Annotated in this window: 13 protein-coding genes, 2 pseudogenes and 1 CRISPR repeat array; of the genes and pseudogenes, 6 read left to right on the forward strand and 9 right to left on the reverse strand. The window is 55.9% G+C overall.

Annotated elements, in window-relative coordinates; all coding sequences use genetic code 11:
• The 4 genes and pseudogenes from metK to RSDT_RS07805 form a co-directional block, all read left to right on the forward strand.
• A complete protein-coding gene (metK, locus tag RSDT_RS01375; RefSeq protein ID WP_096399264.1) occupies positions 1–1,173 on the forward strand; it encodes a methionine adenosyltransferase in 1,173 nt (390 codons plus the stop codon).
• A gap of 47 nt (positions 1,174–1,220) precedes the next feature.
• Complete coding sequence (aroC, locus tag RSDT_RS01380) at positions 1,221–2,294, forward strand: chorismate synthase (protein ID WP_096399265.1); 1,074 nt, start codon at positions 1,221–1,223, stop codon at positions 2,292–2,294.
• 32 nt (positions 2,295–2,326) lie between these two features.
• Complete coding sequence (gene recD2 / locus RSDT_RS01385; protein WP_408606737.1) at positions 2,327–4,567, forward strand: SF1B family DNA helicase RecD2; 2,241 nt, start codon at positions 2,327–2,329, stop codon at positions 4,565–4,567.
• Between the two features lie 148 nt (positions 4,568–4,715).
• Positions 4,716–6,362: pseudogene (locus RSDT_RS07805) on the forward strand (CRISPR-associated endonuclease Cas3''); the annotation flags it as partial.
• A gap of 320 nt (positions 6,363–6,682) precedes the next feature.
• A CRISPR array of direct repeats spans positions 6,683–8,027; the repeat unit is 31 nt; unit sequence GTCGCCCCTTCACAGGGGCGTGGATTGAAAC.
• Between the two features lie 74 nt (positions 8,028–8,101).
• Here the strand turns inward: RSDT_RS07805 and RSDT_RS01400 are convergent.
• Entirely contained in the window at positions 8,102–8,902 is an 801-nt protein-coding gene (locus tag RSDT_RS01400) for a TrmH family RNA methyltransferase (protein WP_096399267.1), read from the reverse strand.
• Between the two features lie 223 nt (positions 8,903–9,125).
• Here RSDT_RS01400 and RSDT_RS01405 point away from each other — a divergent pair, with 223 nt between their 5' ends.
• Entirely contained in the window at positions 9,126–11,123 is a 1,998-nt protein-coding gene (locus tag RSDT_RS01405; protein ID WP_231941870.1) for a TIGR04326 family surface carbohydrate biosynthesis protein, read from the forward strand.
• Between the two features lie 42 nt (positions 11,124–11,165).
• A complete protein-coding gene (hemW, locus tag RSDT_RS01410) occupies positions 11,166–12,416 on the forward strand; it encodes a radical SAM family heme chaperone HemW (protein WP_096399268.1) in 1,251 nt (416 codons plus the stop codon).
• Positions 12,417–12,859: 443 nt separating this feature from the next.
• Here the strand turns inward: hemW and RSDT_RS01415 are convergent.
• The 8 genes and pseudogenes from RSDT_RS01415 to RSDT_RS01450 form a co-directional block, all read right to left on the reverse strand.
• Positions 12,860–13,309, reverse strand: a pseudogene (locus tag RSDT_RS01415) (redox-sensing transcriptional repressor Rex); the annotation flags it as partial.
• 46 nt (positions 13,310–13,355) lie between these two features.
• Positions 13,356–13,679, reverse strand: a complete 324-nt coding sequence (atpE, locus tag RSDT_RS01420; protein WP_096399269.1) for an ATP synthase F0 subunit C — start codon at positions 13,677–13,679, stop codon at positions 13,356–13,358.
• A gap of 63 nt (positions 13,680–13,742) precedes the next feature.
• Entirely contained in the window at positions 13,743–14,447 is a 705-nt protein-coding gene (gene atpB, locus RSDT_RS01425) for a F0F1 ATP synthase subunit A (protein WP_096399270.1), read from the reverse strand.
• 99 nt (positions 14,448–14,546) lie between these two features.
• Entirely contained in the window at positions 14,547–14,963 is a 417-nt protein-coding gene (locus tag RSDT_RS01430; protein WP_096399271.1) for a hypothetical protein, read from the reverse strand.
• Positions 14,935–15,237 (reverse strand): AtpZ/AtpI family protein, encoded by a 303-nt coding sequence (locus tag RSDT_RS01435; RefSeq protein ID WP_231941871.1) that lies wholly within the window; start codon positions 15,235–15,237, stop codon positions 14,935–14,937. The genes RSDT_RS01430 and RSDT_RS01435 overlap by 29 nt, the downstream gene beginning before the upstream one ends.
• Positions 15,238–15,349: 112 nt before the next feature.
• On the reverse strand, positions 15,350–15,571 hold the full coding sequence (locus RSDT_RS01440) for a hypothetical protein (RefSeq protein ID WP_145954790.1): 222 nt from the start codon (positions 15,569–15,571) through the stop codon (positions 15,350–15,352).
• An 8-nt stretch (positions 15,572–15,579) separates the two neighbouring features.
• Positions 15,580–16,146 (reverse strand): 4Fe-4S dicluster domain-containing protein, encoded by a 567-nt coding sequence (locus RSDT_RS01445; RefSeq protein ID WP_096399274.1) that lies wholly within the window; start codon positions 16,144–16,146, stop codon positions 15,580–15,582.
• 4 nt (positions 16,147–16,150) lie between these two features.
• Positions 16,151–16,522, reverse strand: coding sequence for a hydrogenase maturation nickel metallochaperone HypA/HybF (locus RSDT_RS01450; protein WP_096399275.1), 372 nt, complete (start codon positions 16,520–16,522; stop codon positions 16,151–16,153).

The raw sequence follows: 16,522 nt of genomic DNA on the forward strand, positions 1-16,522 counted from the left end.
ATGCAAACCAAGGGCAAATACTATTTTACGTCTGAATCCGTCACTGAAGGGCATCCCGATAAAGTGGCGGATCAGATTTCCGATGCAGTGCTGGACACCCTGCTGGCCCAGGATCCTGAAGCCCATGTTGCCTGCGAAACTCTGGTGACCACCGGCATGGCGGTTATTGCCGGGGAAATCAGCACGCGCGGCTATGCTGATTTCCCCACCGTGGCGCGTGAAACCATTAAACAGATCGGCTACAGCAGCTCTGAAATGGGCTTTGACTGGCAGACATGCGCCGTTATTTCCTCCATTGACCGCCAGTCTCCGGATATCGCCCAGGGCGTTGTGCGTGAAAAACAAGAGGATCAGGGGGCCGGAGATCAGGGCATGATGTTCGGTTATGCCTGCAATGAAACATCCACGCTGATGCCCGCGCCCATTTATTGGGCTCACCAGCTTTCTCAGCGTCTTGCCGCTGTGCGCAAGGAAGAGATTGTTGATTTTTTCAGACCGGACGGCAAGACGCAGGTTTCCTTTGAATATCACGACGGCAAACCCGTGCGAATCAACAATGTGGTTGTTTCTACGCAACATACGGAGAGTGTGAGCCATGATGACGTGGCGGAAGCGGTGAGGCGGGAGGTCATCTTGCCTGTTTTGTCGTCTTCCGGGTATTTTGATGAAAAAGATTGCGAAATTTTTATCAATACCACCGGCCGTTTTGTGGTGGGCGGTCCTATGGGCGACTGCGGACTTACCGGCCGAAAAATTATTCAGGATACATACGGCGGCAGCGGCCATCACGGCGGCGGCGCTTTTTCCGGCAAGGACCCCTCCAAAGTGGATCGTTCAGGCGCCTATATGGGTCGCTATATTGCCAAAAATATCGTGGCTGCCGGGCTTGCGCCTGCATGTGAAGTGCAGATTGCCTACTGCATCGGTGTGGCGCAGCCGGTGAGCGTGCTGGTTTCTTCACAGGGAACCGGCGAGATACCGGATGAAATCCTCACGAAAGCTGTTCGGGAAATCTTTGATTTGCGGCCGTATTTTATCAGCAAACGTCTTGATCTCAAGCGCCCCGTCTATAAAAAGACATCCTGCTATGGTCATTTTGGTCGCGAGTTGCCTGAATTTACATGGGAAATCACAGACGCCGCCGCAGATCTGCGCGTCGCGGCGAAAGTGTAAAATCATTCCGACACATTGTTGTCTATCGTTGCGGATTGGGGTTATTTATGGCCGGCAGCAGCTTTGGACGCCTGTTGCGTCTGACGACATTCGGCGAATCGCATGGGTCTGGTCTGGGCGGTGTGGTTGACGGCTGCCCGGCCGGGCTTGCGCTTTCCGAAGCGGACATGCAGGCGGAACTTGAGCTGCGCAAGCCGGGTCACGGCCCCACCGCCACCAGACGTAAGGAATCAGACCGCGTGCGCCTGCTCTCCGGCGTGTTTGCGGGCGTGACAACCGGCACGCCCATTGCGTTTTATATTGTCAATGAAGACCGGCGTTCGCATGACTACGGCGATTTGGCCGGGGTTTTTCGGCCGGGGCACGCTGACTGGAGTTATTTTCAAAAATACAACGGCATTCGTGATTATCGCGGAGGCGGGCGCGCTTCCGGGCGGGAGACGGCAGCCCGTGTTGCCGGTGGTGTGATTGCCAAAAAAATTCTGTGTCGGCGCGGCGTCACAATCAGTGCCGCATGCGTTGAGCTTGGCGGCATTGCCGTGCCTCCTGAGGATGTGGATATTGCACGGGCGGGCGCCCGTCCTTATTTTGCGGCTTCGGATGCCGCTCCCGCCCTTTGGGACACGCGTGTCGCCGAGGCACGCAAAAACGGCGATACGCTGGGCGGCATTGTTTTGATTACAGTGCAGAACGTACCCGCCGGTCTCGGCGAGCCTGTTTTTGACAAACTGGAGGCAGTGCTGGCCCATGCTGTTATGAGTGTCGGCGCTGTGAAGGGTGTGGAATTCGGCGCCGGTTTCGCGGCTGCCCGCTCAACCGGTTCACGCAATAACGATCCGCTTCTGCCTGGAGGCATGTTCGCTTCCAACCACGCGGGCGGCATTCTGGGCGGGATTTCCAGCGGGCAGGATATTGTTTTGCGGGCAGCTGTAAAACCCATTGCTTCCATTGCGCAAAAACAGCGCACTGTGGACAGGGAGGGACGCGCGGCCGAGATTCTTGTCGGCGGTCGTCATGATCTCGCCGCCATACCACGCGTCATTCCCGTCCTTTGCGCCATGACCGCTCTCGCGCTTGCCGATGCTCTGCTTTTGCAGACGCGCATGGAGCCGGGCCGGTGAATCCGAAGGCAGCGCAAGGCCACAGTGCGCTTCTGCCGGGGGAGCCGACCGACACATGTCTGCCGGCTGACGCGGACACTGTGGAATTGACCGGCACGGTAGACCTGGTGATTTTTCACAATGAGGAAAACGGCTATACTGTGTTGCGTCTTTTGTCGGGCAAAAGTCCGCAGGGCGGCAGGGCGGCGCGCCGTTTGCCGTGTTCGCCTGATGCCGTGACCTGTGTGGGGCATCTGCTGAAACCCCGGGGTGGAGTGCAGATCAAGCTGACAGGCCGTTGGGTGAACAACCCCCGCTTCGGCAGACAGTTTGTTTTTGACGCGGCTGAAGAAATGTTGCCCGCTACCAGCGAAAGCATTCGCCTTTATTTGAGTTCCGGCCTGATCAAGGGTGTGGGTGAAGGCATGGCCGGGCGCATTGTCAAGCTTTTCGGCGATGATACTATTCGCGTGCTTGATGAAGAGCCTGAACGTCTGCTCAAGGTGCACGGCATCGGCCGCAAGAGCCTTGATCGTATTTGCGGGAGCTGGGCAGAGCACAGGGCTGTGCGGGATCTTATGCTTTTTCTGCAGCCGCACGGCATTACGCCGGCCTATGCCATGCGCATATATCGGGCCTATGGCGTGCAGGCGCTCGAAGTGGTGCGGGAAAATCCTTACCGTCTGGCAATGGATATTCACGGCATCGGTTTTGTCACGGCCGATGCGGCTGCTCACAAGCTGGGCTTTGAGAGCGGGCACCCTCTGCGTGTTCAGGCCGGTACGCTCTATGTGCTGCAAAAATCCATAGATGACGGGAATGTTTACTTGCCGGAAGAAAAACTTCTGGCAGACACCGGGGCTCAACTGAACCTTGAACCAGAATTTGTGGCTGAAGCCATTGCTTCTCTGGAAGGAGAAGAACGCATTGTTCGCGAGGAAATGGATGGGGAAACAGCTGCTTATCTGAGTCGCTACTATCATTGCGAGTCTAAAACAGCGTCTTATCTGCAGCGCTTGATTCATTCGCCGAGATCCGTGAGCTTTGCCGACGCGGACGGGACAGTGGACAAGGTGGCCGGTGCAATGTCCATGACGCTTGCCCCCGAACAGTGCAACGCGCTGTGCACGGTAACGCGCAGCAAGATCATGGTTCTGACCGGCGGGCCGGGCACAGGCAAGACGACGATAATCAACGCCGTCATACGCCTGTTCAGTGAGCATCGCGCGCGTATTTTGCTGGCCGCGCCGACGGGCCGCGCGGCAAAACGCATGGCCGAGGCCTGCGCGCGCGAGGCGTGCACCATCCACCGTCTGCTGGAATACAGCCCCAAAGAGGACGGCTTTGCCCGCAATGAGGACCGTCCGTTGGCGTGCGGCCTTCTGGTTGTGGATGAATCATCCATGATGGACTGTCTGCTTTTTTACCATCTGCTCAAGGCTGTGCCTCTGGGGGCGACACTTGTGCTTGTGGGCGATGTGCATCAGTTGCCCTCTGTCGGGCCGGGCAATGTGCTTGCGGACATCATCGCCTCAGGCATTGTGCCGGTTGTGGAACTGACGGAAATTTTTCGCCAGTCTGCCGAGAGCGAAATCATCTGCAATGCCCATCAGATCAATCACGGAACAGTGCCATCGCTGGAATCGAACAAAAACCGGCTTTCGGACTTTTATTTCATTCACCAGAATGATCCGGAAAAAGCTGCCGACATCATGGTGGATCTGGTGCGCAACCATATCCCTCGTCGTTTTGGGCTGAACCCGATGGATGATATTCAGGTGCTGACCCCCATGCACAAGGGGGCAGTGGGCGCCGGCCGCATGAACGTCCTTTTGCAGGATGCCCTGAACCCCAACGGTTTGGAAGTGCGGCGCGGTGAGAGGGCGTTTCGTCTGCACGACAAGGTGATGCAGCTGCGCAATAATTATGACAAAGACGTCTTCAACGGCGATCTTGGCCGCATTGTTTTTATGGATGCGGCCGAGCGCGCGTTGAGCGTCAATTTTGATGACCGCGTCGTCCCGTATGATTTTAATGAGCTGGATGAACTTGTGCCGGCCTATGCCATCTCTATTCACAAATCCCAAGGGTCGGAATACGGGGCTGTGGTTATTCCTGTTATGATGCAGCATTACGTACTGTTGCAGCGCAATCTCATCTATACCGGCGTCACCCGGGGCAAAAAACTTGTCGTGCTGGTGGGCGAGGCCCGCGCGCTGCACATGGCCGTTAAAAACGACAAGACCCGCAGGCGGTACACGCGACTGGCAAAGCGGCTGAATTCTGAAGATTGATGTAAGCATGCCTGGGCCGTATACTGCACATATCCACAAATCTGAAAAAAAAGAAAGAGTTGACAAGTCCGCATACCAAGCCGTATAAAAAGGACAATTTTTGTCCGAACTGGTCTCCAACATCGTAAATTTTAATCTTAAGAGAAAGTTGTACTACGCCCATTCACGCGCAGACTCGCCGGAAGAAGCATGGCAGCCTCTCGTTGAGCATCTGAAGCAGGTCGCCCAACAGGCAGCGCAATTTGCCGCTTCTTTTCATTCCGCAGAGTGGGCTTTTCTCTGTGGCCTGCTGCACGATCTCGGCAAGTACTCATTCGCCTTTCAAAAACGACTGCACGGTGGGAAAAAAGTGGATCATTCCCTAGCGGGAGCGGCCGAGGTCATGCGTTACGCCGAAGACAGGCAACGGAGCAAGGCCTTGGGACGACTTTTGGCCCATGTTATTTCTGGTCACCATACCGGACTTGCCGACGGCGCAAGCAACAGCGACGGGTATCCGTCTCTTGCTGAACGGATACACAAGGCCGCTGAATTGCCGGATTACACAGCCTGGAAAAACGAAATCACGCTGCCTGACACGCCGCCACTACCCAAGGTTGCCCATATCGCTGATCCCGCTTTTCCTCTTTTTCTATGGGGCAAGATGCTTTATTCCTGTCTCGTGGATGCGGATTTTCTTGATACAGAAGCCTTTATGAAACCAGAGAGAAATGAAAAGCGCGGCAGCTATCCTGCCCTGTCGTTGCTGCACGAACGGCTGGACGCCCATCTGGCGGAAAAGATAACAAGCGCGGCAAAACTGCCAATCAATAAATATCGGGCCGAAGTGCTGCACGATTGCCGTAATGCAGGAGTAACGGCGCAGGGCATTTTTTCCCTCACTGTGCCTACGGGCGGCGGCAAGACCCTCTCTTCGTTGGCGTTTGCCATGGAACACGCTAAAAAACACGCTCTGCGCCGCATCATCTATGTGATCCCCTATACCAGCATCATTGAACAGACAGCCGACGTTTTTCGTAAAGCTTTTGGAAAAGAACTGGCGCACGCTGTTGTGGAACATCACTGCAATGTGAGTGGGCAGGATGAGCCCAAAGCCCCTGAAGACGCTGACGCACTGGAAGATTTGCCTACACTGGCATGGGAAAACTGGGATGCGCCTATTATTGTAACCACTGCCGTACAGTTCTTCGAGTCTCTTTTTGCCGCTCGATCCTCTCGCTGTCGCAAATTGCACAACATCACCAGCAGCGTAGTTATTCTGGATGAGGCGCAGACCCTGCCTGTGCGGTTTCTTCGTCCCTGCCTCTCCGCTCTGAAGGAACTGGCCCGCCTGTACGCAACGTCCATTGTGCTGTGTACGGCGACACAGCCGGAGGTGGGCGTCAAACCCTGGCTCAAGGGTGGCCTGGATACCGTCAGTGAAATCGTGCAACGCCCTGACGCGATGTTTACGGACCTGAAGCGTGTTACTGTGGAACGTTTGGGCAAGTTGGATGATGGAGAACTGACGATGCGTCTGGCGGAACAGCCGCAGGTGTTGTGCATCGTCAACACCAGAGCGCACGCCCGTGATCTGTGTGATGCTTTGCGAAATAAAGGGCGGGATGATGTGTTTCACCTCAGCACATGGATGTGCCCTGCCCACAGAAAAGCAATGCTACGGCAGGTTCGCGACCGATTGAAGGATCCGCAAAAGACCTGTCGGCTTGTTGCCACATCACTCATTGAAGCAGGTGTGGACATCAGCTTTCCGGTGCTTTACCGCGCCATGAACGGACTTGACTCCATCCATCAGGCTGCGGGACGCTGCAACCGGGAAGGCGCGCTCGACGCAGGCTTGGTATATATTTTTGAGTCGAACAGTATATTGCGCGGAGAACAGAGCCGCAAGGCGTCTGCTTGTTGTACGGCTTTGCGGGAAGTGGCCAACATTTTCTCCCGTCGGGCTGTGGGTCGTTATTTTGACGAGTTGTACAGTATGGAAGGGGAGAGCGGATTGGATAAAAAAGATATTTTGGGAAGCATTGCCGCAACGGCCAAGGATGGATATATGCCTTATCGTTCTGTGGCCGATGCTTTTACCATCGACGCCGAAGCCCTTTTTTTTAACATCATGTCGCCCCTTCACAGGGGCGTGGATTGAAACGAGACAAGCGTAGAGAACGCGCAGAACTACAAGGGTCGCCCCTTCACAGGGGCGTGGATTGAAACATATATATATAGCCAGAATCACACAATTTCCGCCGTCGCCCCTTCACAGGGGCGTGGATTGAAACCTATGTCAACTTGGTGAAACCCAAGGTCGACCTCAGTCGCCCCTTCACAGGGGCGTGGATTGAAACGGCTTCGAGGACGTGCGCCTGCTGGTACGCTCACGTCGCCCCTTCACAGGGGCGTGGATTGAAACTGTGCCTCTCGGATCCATTGTCGATGTGATGTTGTCGCCCCTTCACAGGGGCGTGGATTGAAACTCGTGGGCGCAATGTCTATGGTCTACCCAATCTCAGTCGCCCCTTCACAGGGGCGTGGATTGAAACTGGAGCTGCATGAATCGCTGTGTGAGGAGTACCGGGGTCGCCCCTTCACAGGGGCGTGGATTGAAACACATGCCCCCGTGCACATCAGCTGCCCCCTAAGGTCGCCCCTTCACAGGGGCGTGGATTGAAACCTGCTCATGCCCACTAAACTGGTGCGCGCAGGCGGTCGCCCCTTCACAGGGGCGTGGATTGAAACCCTTGAATCCGCGGTGGGTGCCTGTCGGACAACAGGTCGCCCCTTCACAGGGGCGTGGATTGAAACATTATTCAGATCCCCCGGGGTAGCGGTTGGTGTAGTCGCCCCTTCACAGGGGCGTGGATTGAAACTCGTCAATAGACGCTCTCAACAGTTCGATATAAGCGTCGCCCCTTCACAGGGGCGTGGATTGAAACAGCCGAACAACGGACTGGTTGTTACAGCTGCAGGGTCGCCCCTTCACAGGGGCGTGGATTGAAACAACGTTATTGTCATCCTGCTGGGAATTATCCTTGCGTCGCCCCTTCACAGGGGCGTGGATTGAAACTATTTCTTGTTGGGTAATGTGGTATTTGCGTAGCCATGTCGCCCCTTCACAGGGGCGTGGATTGAAACCTGTGTTTCAGTCGATAGCACGTGGACTATAGCCGTCGCCCCTTCACAGGGGCGTGGATTGAAACCTGTTCTTTATCCCCCCAGCTCCCTGATGTATACGGTCGCCCCTTCACAGGGGCGTGGATTGAAACACGGACAACGGCTTTATTGAAGTTACGGGTGGTGGTGTCGCCCCTTCACAGGGGCGTGGATTGAAACAATGTCCTCGTCGTCGAACCGATTGACAGCCGCGAGTCGCCCCTTCACAGGGGCGTGGATTGAAACGAGGTGGTAGCCCGCCTGTTCGCCGGTAGGGAGTGTGTCGCCCCTTCACAGGGGCGTGGATTGAAACGCGGCGGCCAACTGCGCATTAAACGTCGTTGCGCGGGTTGACAACTCTATTGTTTTTTTTGCGTTTATACCGAATCAAGCATCAACGGCGCGTGTTTGCGCCGCTGCCGCAAGGCCGAGGAGTATGGCTCCCGCCTGCGCAACGTTGAAGGAGTCCAAGGGTCTGGCCTGCGGAATGTGCAGCAGATGCGCGCAACGTTTTGCCACGCCTGGGCGCAGACCCTTTTGTTCATTGCCGAGCACAAGCACGGCGGGTAGGCGCAGGGGTTCGGTAAAAGCGTTGAGTGTGCCGGCCGCAGCGGGTTTGCCCGCAACGCCGGTTCCGTAAATGGCGAGCCCCGCTTCTTCGGCCTGATCTAGGGCGTGGCCTAGGTTGGTCACCTTTGCGGCGGGCAAGTGTTCCAGCGCTCCGGCGGCGGCTTTGTGGGCGGCCGGTCCAAGCCGGGCGCTGTTGTGGATGGGCAGGACAAGACCGGCGCCGCCCAGCGTGTAGAGCGTGCGGCAGAGTGTGCCCACATTGCCGGGATCCTGCACCTGATCAAGCGCCAGCAGCAGCGGCAGGGGCGCTTCCGTGACGGTGGAGAGCAGATGGTCAAGTCCGCAGAAGGCGGTCATGGTCAGACGGGCCATAAGACCTTGGTGGGCAACGGCTTTCCGTCCCTTGTCGTCGCGGCAAAGGCGGTCGAGCACAAGCTGGTCCACAAGGGAGAAGCGCAGGCCGTGTTGACGGCACAGGCGTTGAGCTTCAAGTGCTTCCCGACTGCGCAGGCCTTTTTTGCAATAGACGAGGTCAATGTGCGAGGGGTTGCTCAAAAGCAGCTCCAGGACGGGCTTGACGCCCGGCAGCAGCTGGGCCTTGTCGGAACAGGTATGCATGGCGCGCCTCCGGGGCGGGGAATGCGGCGGCATGAGGGGCAGCCAAGATTCAGGGACTCTGTTGTTACCGGTTGAGTGCCTGAACAGGTTTTCGATTATATGGTGGTCTATCCCATCAATTTTTTTATGTCCATAGATTATTAACACCATCCTTACTTAGAAATGGAATTATAGCGAGAAGTTCAGTACCGCATCTATCGTCGTCGAAAACGTAGGATAAAGCATGACGGCATTGGTTCACGACGCCGGAGGTTTTGCAATCGCAAGGCATGTCGTGTACAAAAATGCTGTGAACGAACTGCTTTTGCTGGCCGGAACGGGCATGGACAGGTCAAGGGCGAGATCGAACGCCGCGCCTGAAAGGCTTGTTGTCCGCTTTGATGCATGGGACGTCCCGCAGGATGAAATTTCCCTGCCGGCGTTTCTTCAGAACGAACTGTTGCAGATACGCGCGGAACACGCCGCCTGGGCTTATGATTTTGCCCGGCTGCGCGTCAACGGCCGTGAAGTGCAGGAGTATCTGCGCTGCGGAGAAAGCCTTTCGTTCTGGTGGTGTTCCTTGATATATGAACGCCACCCCAAGATGACGCCGGGGCTGTATACAATATATAGGCTGCGCGTTCTGGAGCGACTGATGGATGCGCGGGAGGTCACAGCCCTGCGGCTCCGCGGCGGGAACAGACGCCTTGCGCGGAGCCTTGCGGCCATGTGCGCAGCATCCGGCCGTACATTCGCCCAAGAAAACACCGACGACATGCGCCCTGATGCCCGCCCGCCCGCTTCAGGCATTATTGCAAGGCTCTATCGCCTCTGTCCTGCCCCTGTGCGGGCTATGGCGCGTCTGGCGCACTGGTGGTGGAGCGTCCGACGCAAGCTGCCCTTTGCCGGGCACGCTCCTTTGCCCCACGCACAGGGACAAAGCGCAAGCATTGTCACCTATTTCCCCAACATAGACATGGACGCCGCACAGCAGGGACGCTTTCGCTCACGCTATTTTGAAAGCCTGCACAACGCGCTCAATGCGCATGGCGGCGGCCGGCGGCTACGCTGGCTGTTCATCCGTTTCCCCGTGCCGGATTTTGACCTTGACCGGTGCATCGCGCTACGGGATCAATTTCGCAAAGCCGGCAAAGACGGCCTTTCTTTTCATTATCTGGAGGAATTTCTCTCGACGCGGGACATATTGGCCGCCCTCCTGCGCTACGCGCGCTTGACCGTCGCTTCGTTGCGCCTTGAGCGGCATGTGCGCGCGGCGTTTTGTTTCGCCGGTTCACGGCTGAACTTTCGGGACAGACTTGCCGTATATTGGGCGGAATCCTTTCGCGGCTGGCTTTGTCTTGAACGATGCCTTCAACAGAGGGCATTCAACAACTGGGTTCGCCTGTCCGGGCCGCAACGCTGGACGCTTTTCCCCTTGGAAAACTGCCCTTGGGAACGCATGTTGACCCACGCTGTGCATGAAGCCGGCGCGGGACCTGTGTTCGGGACGCAGCATTCCGTCATACGGCCGGCAGATTTTCGCTATTTTGACGACCCGCGCGCTTTCAGCGCCCCGGACTGCGCGGCCTTCCAGCCGGACGAACTGCGCGGCAACGGTCACAGCGCGTGCGCGCAGTGGCTTGAAGCCGGCGTGCCGGCGCGCCGCCTAGGCAAGGTAGAGGCGCTGCGCTACCTGTATCTGACAAAAAAAACACAAAATGATTCTTCCAAAACGCCCCCCTTGCCGTACAAACAGCTGCTTGTGGTCACAAGCTTTTTTGCGGACGAAACGCGCGCCCATCTTGCTTTGCTGGCCAAGGCCCTGCGGGCGGGGCTGCTGGACGAGTTTGCCGTTGTGGTGAAGCCTCATCCTTATCTGCCGGTGCGGAAGATACTGCACGAACTGCTTGGCGCGCGGGCGGAGCAAATTCAGGAAGCCGGAGGACCCATTGCCGCACATTTGCTGCCTGGAGTGCACGTGTGGGCTTCCAACTCCACCACAGCGGCTTTGGAAGCGGCCATCATGGGGCTGCCCGTCATGGCAATGCCGCCGTTTGATGACTTTGACCTCTGCCCCCTGCAGGATGCGCCGGGCCTTCCGCGGACAATCGGCCTTGCAGGTCTGCGCCGGGCGCTTGCCGAGGCCGTGCCGCTCCCGCTTGCTCCGGATTATCTGGAATTGAACCCGGAGCTGCCGTTGTGGCGGGAACTGCTTTTTGCTGAAAAGCCTTTCTCAGTATAATTTTTGCTTATAATATTCATAGTACACTCGTCAGAATACCGCATGATTGTCTATATTCATGTTCCTTTTTGCCGTACGCGCTGCAATTACTGCGCATTTCATTCCACACCGCTCGGCAGGGGGGTGGAGGCCGCCGCTTCGCCGTTGGTGCGCGATTATGCGGACACGCTGCTTCTGGAGCTTGCGCACTGGGCGGATCGCTATGGCGGGGCGGACGTGCAGACGATTTTTTGGGGAGGGGGCACGCCAAGCCTGCTGCCGCCGCGCATTGTGGGCATTGTGCTGGAACGGCTGGCCAAATATTTCACTCTCTCTTCAAAGGTCGAGGTCTCGCTGGAGGCAAATCCCGAATCACTTCGGGATACGAGCAGGGCGGCGCAGTATCTTTCTGTCGGCGTCAACCGTTGTTCCATCGGCATTCAGTCGCTGGATGAAACGACGCTACGCGTGCTCGGGCGGACGCACAGGGCAAAGGACAGCCTGCACGCGGTCTATGTGGCGCGCGAAGCGGGCTTTGTCAATATCAATGTGGATCTGATGTGGGGATTGCCCGGCCAGAGTGTGCGCAACTGGCTGCAAACCTTGAAAGACGTGACGCGTATGGCACCGGAGCACATTTCCGCTTACGGTCTGACGCTGGAATCGGGCACAGCGCTGGAACTGGACTGTACAGAAGGCCGAGTTACGTTGCCGCCGGAGCGGGATCAGAGCATTATGTTTACTGAAGGAGCGGCGTTTTTGGAGTCGTGCGGGTATATGCACTATGAAATTTCCAATTTCGCCCGCATGGGCTTTCAATGTCGTCATAATCGCTGGTACTGGGAGGGAATGAATTATCTCGGCCTTGGCCCGTCAGCCACATCCACCATACAGGGGCGGCGGTGGACAAACCCCGCCGGGCAGAAAGCCTGGGACGAAAAAATGCGTCATGGCCAGCTTGACGACAACATTGAATACCTTACGCCCACAACGCATCTGCTTGAGATGCTTATGCTGCGTCTGCGCACGACGAGGGGGCTGCGGATAAAAGTCTGGCGAGAGCTCACGGGACGGGATTTTTTGCGCGACAATCAAAAAATGGTTCAGGCCCTGCACGAAAACGGACTCATACACATCCGGCACGGCCGTCTGCGGCTGACGCGCAACGGCATGCTGGTTTCCAACGCCATTTTGTCCAATCTTTTTGAACGTACGCAAGAGGTTCTCGAACTGCCGCCTCCCACTGCGGGGGAGCAACGCAGATTATCGCAAAAACCGGCGGCGCTCCAGCCGGTCAGATACCCAACGGTTTAAAAATTTATTATTCCAATGCTCCGGCAACATGCAACAAAAGTGTAACAGGAGGAAGAGTGATCAGTCTTACAATGGAGGTTCATCATGACTACAAACATTCCCCAAGCCGGTCTTCTTCGTCTGTCCTAGGATCGTCGAGATTTAAACAACAGGGTAAGATAAAGGCACGGCACAGGATGACTGCTGTGCAACGTAGACATGCTTTGAGCATTGTATGCTTGCCAATGAATTGCCTGTCCGGCGACAGGTGACAAGGCTTATGACGGTGACAAGCCTGACAACAGACTGAAATGAGGACTGAACATTGAAATGATTGCCCCATAACAGAAAGACGAAGGAATCCCGGTCGTTCTTCGGCGTTACAGACGGCGCTGTAAAGTAGAACGGCTTTTGCCTGCCTGGCATAATTTTCGCAGAATGGATTTTTTCAAGAGTAAAATGCTCTAGTTCTGCGTGAAGGCCAGCGCATAGAGATGATCAAAAAAGTCCACGTATTCCACGTTGACGTTGTCCGGAACTCGTATCTTGGCCGGAGCGAAGTTGAGTATGGCGGTAATCCCTGCGTCGATGAGATGTTCGGCCGCGTGTTGGGCGCGATCCGGGGGAGTAATGATGCCTAGTTCAATGTCCATTTCTTCACGACATCTTTGATATTGCGTGTGCAGCGTACCTCAAGGCCATGTACAATCTTCTCCTATTTTGAGTGGATCACAGTCAAAAATGCCCATTATCTTAAAGCCGCGGGCACGAAAATCCCCATGATTGAGCAGTGCCTTGCCGAGATTGTCCATACGCCATTCACGATCCACACCGAGCGACGAGGTGATGGCGGTAATAAGCGAATTGACAGGGTAGTCGACGTCGCGTATGCCGAACTCGCCGAAATAGGCCAGACAGGCGGGGGGCGGCCATGAAAATACCTTTTGTCATCAGGGGGCGCTACGCGTATGGGTTGGCGTAGAGCAGGATAAAGCTGATAACCAGAGCGTAAATAGCTAGAGATTCAATGAAGGCAAAGGCCAGAATCATTGTGCCGGTAATCTTGCCGCTTACCTCGGGGTTGCGTGCGACGCCTTCGCAGGCGCCCTTCAGGCCGAGGCCCATGCCGATACCGCAACCGCAAGCGGCAATGCCGATGCCGATGGCGGCGGCAAGGCAGGTGAAGCCCAAGGCCGCAGGGTCAAGCTTGTCGGCGGCAAAGGCCATGCTCGCCATGCCCAGAAGAGCCGCGGTATTCAGGGCTGTCATCAAAAATTTGCGCATATCAAACTCCTTGGACTGGTTTATTGTTGGGTCGCGTGGACCATTCCCCGCAAAAGAATTGTTCTAATGCTCAGGCGCTTCCAGTGCGCTCTTGATATAGAACATGGTCAGCATAAAGAAGACAAATGCCTGCATGGTCTTGCCCAGAAGGAAGAGCGCGTAAATAGGCAGCGTGCCCAGCAGGGGCGCCATGACAAAAAAGAGCACTATCACGATTTCTTCGCCACGGATGTTGCCGAAAAGGCGGAGAGCCAGCGAAAGCGGCCGGGCAATGTGCGACACGACTTCCAGCGGCAACATCAGCGGAATAAGAAGCTTGGACGGCCCGGTGAAATGATGCACATAGCGGGCCTTCCAGCGGAGCAACCCCACAATGTTGTAAAACACAAATACAAACAGGGCCATGCAGACCGTGGAGTTGAGGTTGGCTGTGGGCGCGTCGAAACCCGGAACAAGGCCCATAAGGTTCATGCAGAAGATATAGATGAACATGCCGGCCAAAAGGGGCACATACTTCCGCCCCACTTCACCCATGTTGGAACAGACAAATTTTTCGATGGTGTCTATGAGCGCCTCAAAGAAATTTTGCAGACCACCGGGCACCATGGTCAAGCGTTTGCGCAAAATCAGGGCCACGCCAAACAGCAGTGCCATGGCGATCCAAGAATAAAAAACATGTTTAAATTCTACAGCCTGACCGTGAATAACGACTTCATCCATGCCGAAAAATGTGGAAAGCAATACCGGATGCGGCAAACCACCCGCCATGAATCAAACCTCCTGCTGTAAATATGTGCTTCTGTTCCTGACGCGATGTACATGTAAGATACACTTGAGTTTTGCGCAATCTTACGTGGTTGTTACCAATCAGCTTCGTGCGGCCAGCGCGTATGTCGCAAGTGCCGTCACGGCTGCAGCCGTTGATCCGCCCAAAATGGCAGTGACAGGCGCCTTGCAGACAATCATGGCTGTATACAAAAGCGCCGCAAAGACAATCAGCCTGCCGCCCCAGCGCAACAGCACGGCGCACAAAAAAGCTGTGTTGTATTCGCCTGGACCCGTGCGCAAAAAAAAGCGCGCCAGGCTCAAAAATGTCAGGGTCATAAAGCCGCTGCCCACGCCAAACCAGAAAAACCAGGGCGCCACCGTATACACAGCACCGCCGCACAGCAGACAAAAAAACGTCAGCAGCAATTCGTTGCGCAAAAGCGGCCCTATCTCCGGGTGCCATATCTTGCGCCGCCAAAGCCATGCGTCAAGGCTGCGCGACATCGTTTTCAACATGGGTGTTCCGCAAAATTTTTGCAGTGTGTGCGTCTTGTGCAGCCATTTTTTTCAAAAGGCGCCGCGTGTCCCGATAAACATTCAAAAAACCGGCGACAATCCCGACCAGCAAAAAAAGCAGTTTGCACCAAGGGCCTGAACCAAACCAATAATCAAGGCCGTAACCCATGCAAACACCCACAAGCGGACCGCTCACCAGATGCAGACCGATAACACCCAGGCCGGCCATAGCTTCCATGCCGTTCTTTTGCTGCTGCAGAAAATCTTTAAACACAGCTCTTTTCCTGCCGTCAAGGTCCAATATCAACGCCGCATGTTTGTTCTTCTGTCCGCACGACGCTGTAGAAGCATACATTAACAAAGACTACTACAGATGCTCCGGCGCGTCAAGGACTCCCTGAACTGATCCGCCAGAGACAGGCCGGCAGCAAGGCTTTGGGATTATGGCGTCCGCACGTATCGAGCGTGACAACGCATTCTTCGCCGAAGGGCAATGTCCGGTCATAAAAATGATATCGCCGCCGGTTGCCGACGTCGTCCGGTTCAGATTCGGCCCTGCCGTCGTGTGCCGATGTTGTTACGGCAAGCGTACAAATTGGTTGCGGCACAAGCTGGTTCAAAAAGTTTTTGCTGCTGCCTCAACCGCGGTTTTTTTCTCCAGAGGGGGCAGCTCCACCACGGTACCGTCCGGCTCTATCATAAAGAGCGCCCGCGCCGGGCATGCTTCCATGCAGGCGGTGACTTTTTTGCCGTTCTGTTCACGCCAGACCTGGCACATATCGCAACGCACAGCCACTTCACGGCGGGAGCGTTGCGCCATGGTTTCCGAATCGTCATCAACGTGGGGCATGCCGATGTTTTCCAGAGAAATAGCGCCGTAAGGACAGACGGCTAAACACATTTTGCAGGCCACACAAAACTGTACGCGTACGATAATGCGGCCTTCTTCCTGTTGCAGCGCACCGGTGGGGCAGACATTGCAGCAGGGCGCGTTGTCGCATTGGTGACAGCGCACCGACGCTTTGAAATTATCGGTTTTAACCACATGCACACGAGAAACCAGCTCATCGCGATGTTTCATGGCTTCTTTGAAAGTCATGTTGTGGTGTGCGGCTATACAGGCCACTTCACAACGGCGGCAGGCGCGGCATTTGTCGGCTATGACCTGAATGTGTTCGTGCATGGTCTTATTCCTCGGATTCAATGCGCAGAGACATGAGTGTAAGCCCATGTCCCCCGCTGAAGTGGATTTCATCACTCCCGCACTGCGGGCACACAAAATGCCGTTGCATCAGGCTGAAGGCGTTACCGCATATTCTGCAGCCGCAATCAAGCGGCGTCGTGCGGAGGGTAAGCGTCGCGCCTTCAGCCGGAGTTCCTTCCGCAAAAAGTTCAAAGCAACCTGTCATGGTCAGGGGCTCCACGCAGGAGAGCAGCCCCATTGCACATTCAATTTCCTGAATTCGCATCGCCTGATTTGCAGGGTTGGCCGTATTGTGAGTTTCCATTGCCGTCAGAGCCGTGGAAAGCAGACCCTGCACCAGACTCGCTTCGTGCAT

This window comes from Candidatus Desulfovibrio trichonymphae (assembly GCF_002355955.1).
In the GTDB taxonomy this organism is placed as follows: Bacteria; Desulfobacterota; Desulfovibrionia; order Desulfovibrionales; family Desulfovibrionaceae; genus Desulfovibrio; species Desulfovibrio trichonymphae.